11 protein-coding genes are annotated in these 14,919 nt (G+C 43.1%); 7 read left to right on the forward strand and 4 right to left on the reverse strand.

The genetic code is table 11. The features are described 5' to 3' along the window. Positions 1-88 precede the first annotated feature (88 nt). From E7588_08295 to E7588_08325, 7 genes are all read left to right on the forward strand, one after another. Positions 89-2,077 carry a hypothetical protein gene (locus E7588_08295; protein MBE6689255.1) on the forward strand — a complete coding sequence of 663 codons (1,989 nt, stop codon included), beginning with the start codon at positions 89-91 and terminating at the stop codon, positions 2,075-2,077. A gap of 456 nt (positions 2,078-2,533) precedes the next feature. Then, a complete protein-coding gene (locus tag E7588_08300) occupies positions 2,534-3,379 on the forward strand; it encodes an Mrp/NBP35 family ATP-binding protein (GenBank protein ID MBE6689256.1) in 846 nt (281 codons plus the stop codon). A gap of 227 nt (positions 3,380-3,606) precedes the next feature. Beyond that, positions 3,607-4,800 carry a phosphoglycerate kinase gene (locus E7588_08305; GenBank protein ID MBE6689257.1) on the forward strand — a complete coding sequence of 398 codons (1,194 nt, stop codon included), beginning with the start codon at positions 3,607-3,609 and terminating at the stop codon, positions 4,798-4,800. Positions 4,801-4,828: 28 nt separating this feature from the next. Further along, entirely contained in the window at positions 4,829-5,584 is a 756-nt protein-coding gene (locus tag E7588_08310; protein ID MBE6689258.1) for a triose-phosphate isomerase, read from the forward strand. Positions 5,585-5,735: 151 nt separating this feature from the next. Continuing rightward, positions 5,736-7,046: a DegT/DnrJ/EryC1/StrS family aminotransferase gene (locus tag E7588_08315; protein ID MBE6689259.1), complete on the forward strand. Its 1,311-nt coding sequence runs from the start codon at positions 5,736-5,738 to the stop codon at positions 7,044-7,046. 1 nt (position 7,047) lies between these two features. Continuing rightward, on the forward strand, positions 7,048-7,854 hold the full coding sequence (locus tag E7588_08320; protein MBE6689260.1) for a creatininase family protein: 807 nt from the start codon (positions 7,048-7,050) through the stop codon (positions 7,852-7,854). A 12-nt stretch (positions 7,855-7,866) separates the two neighbouring features. Further along, entirely contained in the window at positions 7,867-8,673 is an 807-nt protein-coding gene (locus E7588_08325) for a creatininase family protein (protein ID MBE6689261.1), read from the forward strand. A 58-nt stretch (positions 8,674-8,731) separates the two neighbouring features. Here E7588_08325 and E7588_08330 read toward each other — a convergent pair whose 3' ends face one another. The 4 genes from E7588_08330 to E7588_08345 all read right to left on the reverse strand — a co-directional run bounded on the left by E7588_08330 (position 8,732) and on the right by E7588_08345 (position 14,917). Continuing rightward, complete coding sequence (locus E7588_08330; GenBank protein ID MBE6689262.1) at positions 8,732-11,212, reverse strand: S-layer homology domain-containing protein; 2,481 nt, start codon at positions 11,210-11,212, stop codon at positions 8,732-8,734. Positions 11,213-11,273: 61 nt separating this feature from the next. Then, positions 11,274-12,962: an AlwI family type II restriction endonuclease gene (locus E7588_08335; GenBank protein MBE6689263.1), complete on the reverse strand. Its 1,689-nt coding sequence runs from the start codon at positions 12,960-12,962 to the stop codon at positions 11,274-11,276. A gap of 12 nt (positions 12,963-12,974) precedes the next feature. Further along, positions 12,975-13,823 (reverse strand): Dam family site-specific DNA-(adenine-N6)-methyltransferase, encoded by an 849-nt coding sequence (locus E7588_08340; GenBank protein MBE6689264.1) that lies wholly within the window; start codon positions 13,821-13,823, stop codon positions 12,975-12,977. A gap of 251 nt (positions 13,824-14,074) precedes the next feature. Continuing rightward, positions 14,075-14,917: a sugar phosphate isomerase/epimerase gene (locus E7588_08345; protein MBE6689265.1), complete on the reverse strand. Its 843-nt coding sequence runs from the start codon at positions 14,915-14,917 to the stop codon at positions 14,075-14,077. Positions 14,918-14,919 lie beyond the last annotated feature (2 nt).

The raw sequence follows: 14,919 nt of genomic DNA on the forward strand, positions 1-14,919 counted from the left end.
TATGGTGTGATGAGAGGGTAACCTCGCTGTCATCACGCACACGTGTTTCTGATACAAACACTAACAAAATATTTTAAGGAGACAAAAAATGAACGCAAAAAAACTTCTCAGCATCCTGGCTTTTACACTTTTATTGTGTACCCTGTTGACCGCGTTTGCACTGGCTGACTCCAAAGTCATTCGCTTTGACGGCAACGGAACTGTAACTCTTGCCGACGGATACCCCACCGGCGGTACTGTTTCCGATGGCATATTCAAGATGGATATGGCAAAAGGAAGTGTTGTAGGCGGAACTTTCCAGCCCACCTTCAAGTTTGCCGACGGGAATTCCTTTGATCTTGCAGAATACCCCTTTGTGAAGATTAAATACAGAACTGATTTTGATTACACAATTCAGTTCTACGTTAACGACGGCGGCTATTATTCCGATCTCACACGTGTGAGCGGAATTAATGACGGCAACTGGTATACTGCGGAATTGTATTTCAACCTTGACGGTGAAAAAGCGCGTACCTGGGGCGAACCCGAAAAATACACCGGAAGCGACGGAAAAACCTGGCTTACCACTTATCCCAATGTAACAACACTTTCCGTAACAAACTTCTTCTTCCAGTTTAAAAACGGTAAAGCTTCTCCTTCCGCAAATTACTTTGCAGAAATTGAGTATATCGCTTTCTTCGCTGATGAAGCCGATATGAAGAAATACGATGCAAAGCCCGACAACTACGTACTGCGCTTTGATGACTATTCCGACATAGGTGTTACTATCCCTGCAACATACAGCGGTTTTTCCGTGGATGACGGCATTTTACACATCACCACAACCGGAGATGTGACCACTCAGCATAAATTCAATTTTGCCAAATCCTTTAATCTTTACGATTATCCCTATTTCAAAATAAAGTTCAAGACCAACTGGCCCGCAAACACACAGTTCTATATGCCACGTGCGGAAGGCGGTAACTTCCTTTTCCAGCCTACACAGGACTGGGGCTCAGGCGCAACCGAACCCGAGGACGACAAATGGTACGGTGCGGAATTATGTTTTCCTGACGGCGATTCTTATAGCCAAAGTGCTTATATGTATAATGCCGCAGACGGCACAAAATGGAATTCCCGTATTGCCTCAACCCCCGCATTTCCCACTAAAAACGCTAAGGGAGGTTTGAGCGGATTTTTCATATTCTACCGTTCGATCACCGAAGATGATAAGGCGAAAAACTTAACTTATTACACCGATATCGACTATATTGCATATTTCAAAAATCCCGAAGATATGGCAGCATTTACGGCAGAAAAGAATGCTGTGGATACTGCAGCCACCGCATTGGAAAGCGACACAAGCTTCACTTATACAATGCACCTCGCCGCAACAGAAGCAAATATCGAGAAATATGTAAGAGAAACTGTTGAAGCAAAGTATCCCAATCTTTCCGTTACAGTTGAAGCTTCCGCAATTTCAAATGATAACAGCGCATGTGCGGTCGATTTAACTCTCTTCTACGGTAATACCAATTCCAAGGCTGTTGCTCATGCAACTGTAAATGTCACCCTTACTCATTTACCCGAAATCACTTTCGAAACCCTTGGTGCACAAATCAGAACCAACGAGCAAGAACAAACTCAGGCTCTGAGATTTGCGACTCTTATCAATGGTGACACTAATGATGTGTACTCCAATGTTTCTTACGGCATGATAGTTATTCCTCAGAATCTTCTCAACGCACCGACTTACGCGTTTGAGCAGGCAGCCGTAAACGGTGTAGGCACTCTCAAACTCACAACAATCGGCGGTGCCAATGTCAATGCAACCGCAATTGTTAAGAATGCCGACAAAGCACGGGATTGGATTGTGCCCGACGGACGCATATTTACTGTCGCCGTTACAAATATTCCCGAATCAGAATATGACAGACTTATAATTGCAAGACCTTTCATCAAATACACCGCGAACGGTGAGGACTTCATGTACTACGGCAAAGCAATCACTCGAAGTGTAAACGGTGTAATCAATGCATCTACCACAGAGAATAAGCAGGGTTACATTTGGGCAACCGGCGACGAAACCGCAAACTGATATATCCGAGAACAGATTTCTTTAACAGACCATATTGTCAGTCTTAACAGAGCGCAGAAATGCGCTCTGTTAAGACTGTCGAGAAAGTCGTGATACCGCAACGGAAATAATTCATTACAAAAAACAGAAATAAAGCAAAAAATACTTTAACAGCAGGCGATACATCGAATATCACCTGCTGTTTGTCGCTTTTTGCCGATTCAAGCCTTATCGTACCTTTGTACGCCGACAGGCTTTAATCGGCAAAATATCCCTGACTTTTCGAAAGTCTTTCAGTGTGTCGACAGGTTTATCGACACACTGAACAGAGCGCAGAAAAGCGCTCTGTTATTTTTTTATCAAATGGTAAATTTTTATGTCACATTTTGTTTATCTATTGACTTTTCGAAAGGAAAAGGTATATAATAGTAAGAAGTTTGCAGAATACTAATATTACATCTTCGGAGGAATGATAAAATGAGCAACGAACACGAAAACTGTACTCATGACTGCTCTACCTGTAAATCCAACTGCAGCAGCCGTGACCCCAAAAGTCTTATTGAAAAGCCCAACGAGCTTTCTTCCATAAAAAAGGTTATTGCTATTGTCAGCGGTAAGGGCGGTGTAGGTAAATCTCTTGTCACTTCAATGATGGCTACCCTCACCAACCGCAAGGGCTTTAAAACCGCCGTTCTGGATGCAGATATTACCGGTCCATCTATCCCCAAGGCATTCGGCATCACCGAACACGCAACAGGCGACGGTGAAAACCACATTATCCCGGTAACCACCAAAACAGGCATCGACATTATGTCTCTCAATCTTCTCACCGAAACCGACACCACTCCCGTTGTATGGAGAGGTCCCGTTATCGCGGGTGCGGTTAAGCAGTTCTGGACCGACGTTATCTGGAAGGACGTAGACTACATGTATGTGGATATGCCTCCCGGAACAGGCGATGTACCTCTGACAGTGTTTCAGTCACTGCCGGTAGACGGTATCATTATTGTCACCTCTCCCCAGGAGCTGGTTGGTATGATAGTCGAAAAAGCCGTAAATATGGCGAAAATGATGAATATTCCCATTCTGGGACTTGTGGAAAACATGAGCTATATTGAATGCCCCGACTGTGGCAAAAAGATAAATGTCTTCGGCGAAAGCCACATTGAGGAGATTGCCGCAAAGCACGGTCTTGAGGTTTTGGGCAAAATACCCATGGATCCCAAGCTTGCCGCTGCTTGTGACGCCGGAAAAATTGAAGATTTCGAAAATCACTCTCTTGACGATGCAAATGCCAAAGTTTTGAAAGTTTTCGGAATATAACTTGCATAACGGCCAAAACTAATGTGTTAACTTTTTGAAAACATAACACGTAAAATATTGTCAAATCATTTAATATATGTTATAATGACTTGTGTGCGCAATGTCGTCACACGTTAGTTATTACCAAGTTTTCTAATAAAAAAATCCTCACTCATCGTACCGTGTACGGTCTTTAGCCGTTAATTTAGTTTTTAATTAATAAATATCAAATACAAGGAGTTAAACCCATGGCAAACATGTACAACAAGAAATCCATCGAGGATATCGAAGTATCCGGCAAAAAGGTGCTGGTAAGATGTGACTTCAACGTTCCCCTGGAAGACGGCAGAATCACCGACCCCAAGAGAATTGTAGAAGCTCTCCCCACCATCAAATATCTCAAGGAACACGGCGCAAAAATCATTCTCACCTCTCACATGGGCAGACCTAAGGGCGAATTCAATCTGAAATATTCTCTGGCACCCGTTGCGGCAAAGCTTTCTGAGCTTCTGGGCTGCGAGGTGGCTCTTGCAAAGGATGTTATCGGCGAGGATGCAAAAGCTAAGGCAGCTGCCCTCAAGGACGGCGAAATTCTTCTTCTTGAGAACGTTCGTTTCCACAAGGAAGAGGAAAAGAACGATCCCGCTTTCTCCAAAGCATTGGCTGACATGGCTGAAATCTATGTAAACGATGCTTTCGGTACCGCTCACAGAGCACACTCCTCCACCGCAGGCGTTGCTGATTACCTGCCTGCAGTTTGCGGTTACCTCATTCAGAAGGAAATCAAGATTATGGGCGATGCGCTCAATGATCCCAAGCGTCCCTTCGTTGCCATTCTGGGCGGAGCTAAGGTTTCCGACAAGATAGGCGTTATAAAAAACCTGCTTGAAAAGGTTGACACCATCATCATCGGTGGCGGTATGGCTTACACCTTCATTAAGGCTAAGGGTGGCAATATCGGTATCTCCATCTGCGAGAATGATAAGCTGGACCTTGCAAGAGAATTGCTTGCAAAGGCTGAAGAAAAGGGCGTTAAGTTCCTGCTTCCCGTTGACAACCGTGCGGCAACTGCATACTCCAACGATGCCCCCAACATGGTTTGCGATTCCAACAACATTCCCGACACCCACGAAGGTCTTGACATCGGTGAAAAGAGTGTTGCTCTCTTCAAGGAAGCTATCAAGGGTGCAGCTACCGTTGTATGGAACGGTCCTATGGGCGTTTGCGAGTTCTCCAACTACGAATTCGGTACCAAGGAAATAGCGAAGGCTGTTGTTGAAAGCGGTGCCATCTCCATTGTTGGCGGCGGCGACTCTGCGGCTGCTATCGAAAAGCTCGGTTTTGCCGACAGAATTACTCACATTTCCACCGGTGGCGGTGCTTCTCTCGAGTTCCTTGAGGGTCTGGTACTTCCCGGTATCGCTTGTCTCCAGGACAAATAATTATTAATCTGTAAAGAAGGTTTTTACCATGAGAAAAAAAGTTATTGCCGGTAACTGGAAGATGAACATGACTCCCTCCCAGGCTGTTACACTGGCTACCGAAATAATAAACAAAAATCTTGAGAACAACGATTGCGGCATAGTAATATGCGTTCCCGCAATTGACATAGCGGCTGTTCAGCCCATTATTGCTCACACTAATGTCAAGCTTGGTGCTCAGAACGTACACTTTGCGCCCAGCGGAGCTTTCACCGGCGAATTGAGCGTTGATATGCTCAAGGAAAGCGGTGTTGAATACGTAATAATCGGTCACAGCGAGAGACGTCAGTACTTCGGCGAAACCGACGAAACCGTTAACAAGCGTGTTACTGCTGCACTTGAGGGCGGTCTTAAGGTTATCCTGTGCGTAGGCGAACTTCTCGAAGAACGCGAAGCGGGCAAAACTCTTGAGGTTGTTGACACTCAGACCAGAAAGGCACTGGAAGGTATTCCCGCAAGTGCACTGGCAAACCTCATAATCGCATACGAGCCCGTTTGGGCCATCGGTACGGGCAAGGTTGCTACCACCGAGCAGGCTGACGAGGTTTGCGGAATTATCCGCGGTATCATCGCTGACCTCTACTCCAAGGAAGCGGCTGACGAATTCATCATTCAGTACGGCGGCTCCATGAATGCAAAAAATGCAGCAGAGCTTCTTGCAATGCCCAACATCGACGGCGGTCTTATCGGCGGTGCTTCTCTTAAATCGGACGATTTCACCGTTATCATCGAAAAAGCACAATAATATATCAATTCAACAGCTGAAAACTTAATTTGAGTTTTCAGCTGTTTTTTTATTACAAATTTAACATGAATTGACTTGACAAATGTAATATATTGTGCTATAATTTTTTTAATGAATAAAATAATATTTTGTTTTTAAAAGGAGTGTCATTATGCCTAAGAAAAACACTGACTTTCGATACAATACAGGTGAAACCCGCGTACCTTGGGCAGCAGTAGGTGAAAACTACAATGCTGTCGACCTTATGGAAATAGTAAAATTTCTCATGCAAGGCGATGGTGAGGAATATGACAACGCCATCAAGGCTGTCGAAGAACAAATAATAAAGCTGGGTAAGGTTTCTACTGCTCCCGGCAAGCTTTCACTCGGAAGCAGGGTTGAAGCTCTGGAAGAAAAGGTTAACAAATATCTGGGAACTCAGGGCAGTACCTTTGTTGCCAATGCTACCGCCGGATTTGAAATTGCATACAAATATGCAAACCTGGGTCCCGGTGACGAGGTTATCGTTCCTGCCATTACCTTTATTGCTACCATGGCTTATCCTCTCGCATGCGGTGCAAAGGTGGTATTCTGCGATATCGATCCCAAAACCATCAACATGGACCCCAAGGATCTGGAAAAGAAAATAACTCCTCGCACAAAGATGATAGTACCTGTACATATCGGCGGTTATCCCTGCGATATGGATGCCATTATGGCGATTGCCAAGAAACACAACATACTTGTTCTTGAAGACGCCGCCCACGCTTTTGGCGCAATGTACAAGGGCAAAATGATTGGTACTATCGGTGATTTCGCGGGATTCAGCTTCCATGAGGTTAAAAACTGCACCTCCTTCGGAGAAGGCGGCGTGCTTACCACAAATATTGAGTCCTTCCGCGACGAAATGAAGCGCGCGCGTTTCCTCGGACTTGACTTCTCGCGCAAAATCAAAAACTGGTTATATGACGTTACCGCAATACAGGGCAAGGATAAGCCTTTTGTGCCCAACAACAGCTCTACTACCGAAATTCAGGCAGTAGGTCTCAGCCTACAGATAGACCGTTACGATGCTATTCTTGCAGAACGTCGCAGATGTGCCGAATACATGACAAAGCGCCTGAGCGAAAATCCCGCCATAATCCCTCAGGATCTCGGCAACAAAGATATTGTTCCCACATTCCACCTCTACCTGTTGCAAATTGACCCCGACAAGGCAGGCGGAGACATTCAGATGCTCCGTCAGAAGCTGGCGGCAAAGGGTATTACCGAAATTCCTCATTTCGGCCCGCTTTACCGTTTCAATATTCTCAAACAGCTTGGATATGACGAAAAAGAAATTGCGGCAGGATGTCCTGTATGTGAAGAAGTGTTCGACCGCCGTTTCACTCACCTTCCTATTTACGGTCTTACCGACGAACAGCTTGAATACATGGCTGATGCAATTCTGGAATCCGTAAAGGAGATGCAAGAAGGTAAATAATATGGCCGAAATACACAAAAATTTCATGGTCAACATGACAGTCAAGGACATGCAGGAAGCGCTGAAAAGGACCAAAACCGTCATTATTCCCGTTGGTGTTGTAGAGCAGCACGGCTATCACCTTCCCCTTTCCACCGACATCCACAACGCAGAAGACCCGCTCAGAATAGCAGGCGAGCGTCTTAATGCTATCGTAGCCCCTACCGTAAACTACTGCTTCTCGGGCGGTGAGCTTGCAGGTACCGTTAATGTGAGCCCTCAGGTTTTCGGGCTTTACATGATGGACATTTGTTGTGAATTTGTCCGTATGGGCTTTAAAAACATTGTTATTCTATCCGGACACGGCGGTACGGAAAACTGGGCAGCACTCAGAGGAGCACTGCAATCCGCAATGCGCAGAACCCCGGAAATGAAAAACGTGAATATTTTTGCAAGAAGCTCCGGCGGATTTTCCGCTACAATAAATCACTATTTCGGAATGGAGCCTCAGCACGATTTTCACGCAGGTCTTACCGAAACTTCCAGAATGATGTACTGGGCTCCAGAGCTGGTACGTATGGATGAAATGGAGCTGGACGAAAAAGAGCTTCTTGAGACAATGCGTATCGACTGTGACTATTATGCCACCGCCGAAAAGAATGTGGACGATGAATTTGTTATTCCTTATCTTCACCAGAAGCCCGAGGTAAAAATCGGTGTTATGGGCTTTCCCGAAAAAGCCGACGTCGAAATCGGCAAAAAGATCAGCGACGAAATGGTAGAAGGCATAGTAAGCTATATAGATATGATAAACGAAAAAACAAAATAAGAGGTTATCGACATGTCACAAATTTTAAAAAATTTCATGATAAACATGACGGTCAAGGACATGCAGGAAGCACTGAAAAAAACCAAAACCGTTATTATTCCGGTAGGTGTTGTGGAACAGCACGGTTACCATCTTCCCCTTTCAACCGATATTCATAACGCAGAACAGCCTTTAAAAAGAGCCGGAGAGCGTCTTAATGCTATCGTAGCTCCCACCGTAAACTATTGCTTTTCGGGCGGTGAGCTTGCAGGTACCGTCAATGTAAGTCCGCAGGTTTTCGGGCTTTACATGATGGATATATGCTGTGAATTTGTACGCATGGGCTTCAAAAACATTGTAGTTCTGTCAGGTCACGGCGGCACGGAGAATTTTGCCGCACTCAAGGGTGCGTTGCAATCTGCAATGCGCAGAACTCCTCAGATGAAAGACTGCACCATTGCGGTTATGACCACTATCGACCTTTCTCCCACCTGGCTGAGCCACTTCAACATGCAACCTCAGCACGATTTTCATGCAGGCTGGAGCGAAACCTCTGTAATGAAGTACTGGGCACCCGAGCTGGTACGTATGGACGACTTGGCAATGGACGAAAAAAGTATTGCCGAAACTATGCGTATAGACTGTGACTTCTATGCAATTTCCGAAAAAAATGTGGATGACGAATTTGTTGTTCCCTATCTCCATCAGAAGCCCGAAGTAAAAATCGGCGTTATGGGGTTCCCGGAAAGGGCTACCGAAGAAATCGGCAAGCAGATATGTGACGAGCTGGTTGAAAGCATCATAAACTACGTAGATATGCTTAACGAAAAAACAAAATAACAGCTTTGTAAAACAAAACCCCCACCGCATTGCGGTGGGGGTTCTGCTTTGGAATGAATTATTTTTCTGCGTTCATGTAGTTGCAAATAAGTATTACGCTTTCCGCACGGGTAATGTTTTCGTCACCGTTGAAACAGCCGTGTGAGCCGGAAATAATGCCCAACGCCTGCGCCAGTGCGGCGTAACCGATATAATCGGTATCAATAGCGTCATTGTCAGCAAAATCAGTTTTGAAAATGTTGCCCAGAGTAGCAATCTTTTCATAACCCATACCGCGCATTATGAACTTTGCGGCATCCTTACGCATGAGAGGTGCTTCGGGAACGATATCATCGTCCTTTTCGGGAATATAGTAATTACTATACTTCATTTCCTCAACAAGTGCCGAAAGGTTTGCATCAATATCCGAATAACGATAAATTATGGGGTGATGATTTGTAACCGCCATAAGCATTGCAATAAATTCCTTCTGGGTGATAGCCTCATCGGGTCTGAAGCTTTCGGAGGCAATAACAACACCTATGTCGGAAAGAAGCTCTATTTTTTCCTGTGCCCAATGGCCGTCAATATCATTAAAGCCATCAAATTTCTCGTATATCTGATGAACATATTCTTCGCCGTTGTGGTCAATGGGCTTTCCGCTTACGGCAGAAACTGCATAAAACGGGCACGAGAAAGCATATACAAGACGGGTTTCATCGCGTGTTTCGATAACATCGCCGCCGTAATATTTGCCCGACACCATATTCGTATCCGCAGCCTTAACTGCCGCTTCGTCGTACAGGTAAACGGTGTAGTGAATGTATTCAAGCTTTACATCGGAATTTTCAAGATATATATCCAGCGCTGTTTCGGCATCAATTTCTGCCTTTTCGCTTTCAAAGGTCAGATTGTCTGTCCAGCTTACGGAGTAATTGGTTATCTTACCCTCTACGCAGTCAACCGTAACGGAAGCACTGTTGCCCATTACCTGTATTTCGTTGTGAGTGCGGTTATAGCTTGCAGCAAGAGAGGTGTAGTAAACACCATCGTTATAGCCGTCGTCGTTGCCGTAGTCCTTGGCTTTGTAAGTGAAGGAGTTGGTGGTGCTTACGGAAGCAACAGCAAGGTCGTCATACTTTTCGGGCTGAACCTTTTCAAGGAAATTATCTGCAAGCTTTTCTGCCTTTTCTTTTTCAATTTTGAGAACAGGCTTTACAAAATTACCATCTTTATCAAAGTGGTCGTAGTATCTGTAAGAGGAGAAGCTCACAAGCTCGCCTGTTACAGCGTTTACGGTTGCACGTGCGGTAAGAGGGCTGAAATCACCTTCGCGTACAACACCCGTGTAGCTGAGATTCCACACGACGGGTCTGTCGGCGGTATCGGTGTAAGGCTGATAGCTGTAACCGGTGGAATAGGAGGACAGAGTAAAGCTGTCATCAATGGCAAGGTCGGTGTAGGAACGTACAATCTTGTCCGCATCCTCAACCTTTATATATCCCGCCAGCTCCTGCATACGCTTCAATTCATTTTCGCTGAATTCAACTCTTGAGGAGGAATTGAGAGAGCCCGACGCCATCGAATCCATCGTAACATTCTCGGATTCTTCGGGAGCCATAAACTTATCATTTGCAGTCCAGCCGTAGTTTTCCTCAAGATATTCACCTGTGAGAGCCAGAATGTTTTTCTGAGCATCCTTATTAAGGTAAACCGGCTTTGCTATGGTATTAACATACTCACCGTTCTCGTAACGGGAAAAAATGCGGTATTTAAGCTCCATTTCGGAGTCAGATTTCCATTTTGCCAAGGCATCGGACGCGGAAATTACATTTTCGGGGCTGTCAAACTCAAGTCCGGCAGTCCAGTTGATGCTGAAGGAACGAACCTCGCCATCGGTGTGGTCAACCGAAATGCTAAGGCTGTTTGCGTCGTAGGGAATGTCGTTCACAACACGGCGGAAATTGAACTGATAGCAGTTGGAGCCGAAATATATTGAAGTATTCTCGGTTATAAGCTCCAGCTCGTTCATTATCTCGGGATACAGCTTCTCAATAAAGCCGTATGCGGTTTCAAGCGCCTGAGCTTTGCGCACCGCGGGTGCTTTGAGAAGTGTGGGACGGATATATTTATTATAGTATGTTATTCTTCCGTCTCCGTCAGCATCTATGTTGATATTCTTTGTATTATTCTCAGTGCGCCAGATAAAATTCCAGTTTTCCTTTTGATAGCGTGTGTAAAGGCTATAATCAAATTCGGTGTATTCCTCGGGAATGTCAATGAGAAGCTTTACCTGTGTAAGGACCTCTTTAAGACGGTTTTGTTCATCAAACATACCGTCAGCATTTGTCTGCACATCGGGAATCGGCATAACAGCACGTGTAATACCTGTTCCGTAAGCTTCTGAAAGAACATTAACACTCATTGCAGACAGCATAGCCACTGCAAGAATTGCAGATAAAATTTTCTTCATAATCATCATAATCCTTTCCGTATGATGCTTTTTTGACGATACAATATCAAAAAAGTTCCTGTATTTTACAAAAAAGCAAGCGTTCATATGCTGAGTGTTCTTAAGGACAGAAAATCCCACTTTCAAAACTCGAAAGTGGGATTTTCATTTATGCAACAAGCCAACTATCAACGCAGTTTTGTATCTGAGCGTTCCACTCATTCTCGTTCTCAGATAAATCAATTTGTTCGATTACTTTATCTAAAAATCTTCTTATGTCCTTTGGTGTAGGCTGTGTCTTGTAATTATATGAGTTCTCTATCATTTTCATAAACTGATCCAATTCAAGTGGAATTATCTTTGTCTTTCCTCCGTAATAGGATATATTCATTTTATTCAAAGCAAAGAAGTGCGCCAAAGCTGCTCCGTTTATATTAGGAGCAATAAACAGACAGTATGAGTCCTTTCCGGTTCTCTTTTTCATTTGTCCATAGTGCCTTGCAACAGGTTCTCCCTCTGATTCATACTGTCTTTGTCCTGATTGCAAAGTGACCTCGACAGATAATGCAAAGTCGTCATAATCACATTCGATATCCGGCATATTTCCTTGTGCCGTAGATAACGGTTGGCCTATATCGTCAAATTTAAAATTACCTTTTATGTTCCCACCGTCAAGCATTGTCATAGCTCGCCATGTGTTGTATTCAAACATAAGAGGAGCATCGTATAATTCGTCAGATATAATCTCGTTAAATGTATCTATTATCTCAGAGTACAACGAATATGACTTGATTTCCGTTACTTGTTCTTTGATAACAGCTTCTTTTCTGTCGCTAACAACCTTATCTCTTAAATCTTTAAGTTCGTTGATATTTTGAGTTTCAAGTTCACGCCTTGTATGCGAACTTATTCTCATAAGATTATCAATAATATTATCTTTGTTATCGGTATAAAGAACCGGTAACGCAGATGAAAATAAATATTCCTTATATGATTTTTCGTCGTCGGTGTATATCGGTTTGCGTTCGATATTTGATAAGAAATAATCTACTTCATTAATCTTATCTTGGAAAATAGAAATTGTTCTGCTCCTGTGAGTAATTGAAATCAATCCAGTATATCTCAAGTATCTAAAACAAGCGTCTGCATAGTCTCGTAAATTATTTTTTTGAGTAGATATGAATTTTTTGAGACTTGCATCATTGGTTTCTCTTGTTTTCGTTTTTCCTTCTGCAATTCTATCGCTGTATATTTCTAAAATAGCGTTAGTCCATTCCTCATTAACAAACTTTTTATACTGGCCTTTGTTTTTTTCTTTTTCGGTGCGGAAGGTGAGTATTTTGTTTTTTATAACTTCAAATTTTCGATAATCTGTAAGCTGTATTGCATACATTTTCAATTCGTCAAATGTAATATACCCGAGTTCACGCACTAATCTAAACATTTCCAAGTACGGCTTTATATAAAAAGTTCCGCATATTTTTTGGTTTTCTTTATGGTATGGTGAAGGTAATTGGAACTTAAGTAACTGTCGCAAAAATATCTCTTGTGGTCTTTTCCCGTATATCAGGTCGTTTCCGGCCTCAGTTAGTTCTATTTTGGGGTTAAGGTCAATAAAGCCAAGTGCTTTGGGAGCACGGTTAATTCTATCACGAGCACTAAACGCCTTGTCACTTGGGGAACCATTCCCCTCAAAGAAATCGGACGCTGCTAAACAATCAATAAAATTTTCTTGTGTTTGTGTATTCCAAGGTTTTCCGCAAAACTGTTCGTGAAGGAGTTTAATCTCTGGTATCATTTTGCTTGGTGTTCGTGGTGATGTTGTGAAGAATAATACCTTGTTATCAATTCTCGCCATTTGAACACCCCCTTAATAATTTTTAACAACAATATGCATTTTGTCATTGTTAAAGCGATTTCTAATATTTACAGAATAATTTTTATAGTATTCGTCAAATATGTAGTCGCCGTACAATTCTTCCGTCAACGGCGTTTTCCCTATTACCATTAAAGCTCGACAATTTAAATTTCTAAAATCTGCTGCTAATCTCCGGTGTTCGGTTTCGTCAAATCCGTTCATCAGGTCAATATTGCCATAATCATTAAACACACAATCATACGGCGGATCTAAAAATATAAAATCATCCTCTTGTGCCATATCAAATATTTCTCTGTAATCAACGCTATACAATTCGGCTCTTTTTAACAACTCACTGTGCTGTTGAGTAACAAGTTTCGTATTTAGATTAGGATATCTTCCAAAAGGAACGTTATATTCTCCATTGTTATTATATCTAATCATACCTGAATATGCAGTTTTGTTAATAAAGAAGTACAAAACTCCGTCCAAATAAGTATCGTCTGGATTATTAAATAATGCTCTTATCTTATAGTACAGTTCTTCGTTTGCGTTTGGCACTCTCTGTTCCGGGCTCTTAGCCTTTAATTCTTTGAAGTCAAGTTGATTCTTCTCGTACAAAGCTTGTAATTCGTCCAACTGCGAACGCATTTCAGCATAATTATTTCTTAACTGACTGTAAAATGTCATTAATCTTTGGTTTAGGTCGTTAATGATAGCATTGTCAGGCTCTAAATAAAAATAAACTGCACCGCCACCGAAAAAAGGCTCTATGTAGCGGTTGAAATCGTCCGGTATATATTGTAAGAAACGGGGAATCTCTCTTGATTTCCCTCCACGATATTTCAATACAGGATTCATAACAACACCTCCGTTTCCGATTAGTACAACTATCCAATTATTACACATTAATTATAGCACAAATAAAACATAATTTCAATACAATGTTTCAAAATTGTCCTGTACAGTAACAAGCAGGGAATATGTGTACCATATTCCAAATATTTAGGATATCCTAAGACCTTATACAATAAAACCCGAAACAATACTTTTGTTTCGGGTTTTAAACTGTCCTTAAGAACACTCCGCATAGGAACGCTTGCTTTTTCAGATTATATCTCGGTAAGAGCTTTTGCTATTTTCGCAAGACCGATTTCATAGTACTCAAGAAGCTCGGCAGGGTAGCGTGTATAGTCACGTGCGCAGGTTTCAATGGAAAGCGCGTTATCAAAACCGATTTCATGAAGCGCCTTTCCGAAGCCGTTCCAGTCAATGGAACCGCTGAAGGGCAACCAGTGTCTGTCCTGAACTCCGTCGGTGTCATGTACATGGAGAGTGGTAAGATGCTTTCCGCAAAGTCTTACCATATCCGCAGGCTTTTCACCGTACAACCATGCATGGCCTGTGTCATAACAAATCGAAAGATTGGGAATCTTATAGGTTTCAACAAAGTTGAGCACCTGTTTTACGGTCGAAAGCGAGAAATTTGGGCCAAATGGCATATTTTCAATGCAAACACCCACTCCGAGATTTGCACCATATTCACAAAGCTCTCTGTAAATCTCAGCGTTCTGATCCAGCATGTCGGGGTATTCTTTCCAGTTTTCATCGTAAATTCTGGTAGGATGAACCACAAGGTACTTCGCCTGCAGGAAGGATGCGCCCAGAATAGAACGCTTTATGTACTTCATTTTTTCTTTTCTGGATTCGGGTGTGGAGTCGTCTACCGGCCAGGGTCCGTGCGCCTGACTGTATTCAAGACCCGCATCCAGCACCTTTTTGCGTTCCTCGGTGAGAGCCTTTTTTAATTCGTCCTCCGTCATCTGATAGTATTCGCCCTTGATATTTCCCATTTCTCCGGCATCCAAGCAGTCAAAACCATGGCGCTTGAACTTTGCGTAATCCTTTGTTCCGTCCGGATTTTTGTATGCACCGTTGATGATACCTATTTTCATAG

Source organism: Oscillospiraceae bacterium (assembly GCA_015065085.1).
GTDB lineage: Bacteria > Bacillota > Clostridia > Oscillospirales > SIG627 > SIG627.

Coding starts and splice junctions, on each gene's coding strand:
- E7588_08295 (MBE6689255.1), top strand. CDS start 89: ATGAACGCAAAAAAACTTCTCAGCATCCTGGCTTTTACACTTTTATTG.
- E7588_08300 (MBE6689256.1), top strand. CDS start 2,534: ATGAGCAACGAACACGAAAACTGTACTCATGACTGCTCTACCTGTAAA.
- E7588_08305 (MBE6689257.1), top strand. CDS start 3,607: ATGGCAAACATGTACAACAAGAAATCCATCGAGGATATCGAAGTATCC.
- E7588_08310 (MBE6689258.1), top strand. CDS start 4,829: ATGAGAAAAAAAGTTATTGCCGGTAACTGGAAGATGAACATGACTCCC.
- E7588_08315 (MBE6689259.1), top strand. CDS start 5,736: ATGCCTAAGAAAAACACTGACTTTCGATACAATACAGGTGAAACCCGC.
- E7588_08320 (MBE6689260.1), top strand. CDS start 7,048: ATGGCCGAAATACACAAAAATTTCATGGTCAACATGACAGTCAAGGAC.
- E7588_08325 (MBE6689261.1), top strand. CDS start 7,867: ATGTCACAAATTTTAAAAAATTTCATGATAAACATGACGGTCAAGGAC.
- E7588_08330 (MBE6689262.1), bottom strand. CDS start 11,212: ATGAACGCTTGCTTTTTTGTAAAATACAGGAACTTTTTTGATATTGTA.
- E7588_08335 (MBE6689263.1), bottom strand. CDS start 12,962: ATGGCGAGAATTGATAACAAGGTATTATTCTTCACAACATCACCACGA.
- E7588_08340 (MBE6689264.1), bottom strand. CDS start 13,823: ATGAATCCTGTATTGAAATATCGTGGAGGGAAATCAAGAGAGATTCCC.
- E7588_08345 (MBE6689265.1), bottom strand. CDS start 14,917: ATGAAAATAGGTATCATCAACGGTGCATACAAAAATCCGGACGGAACA.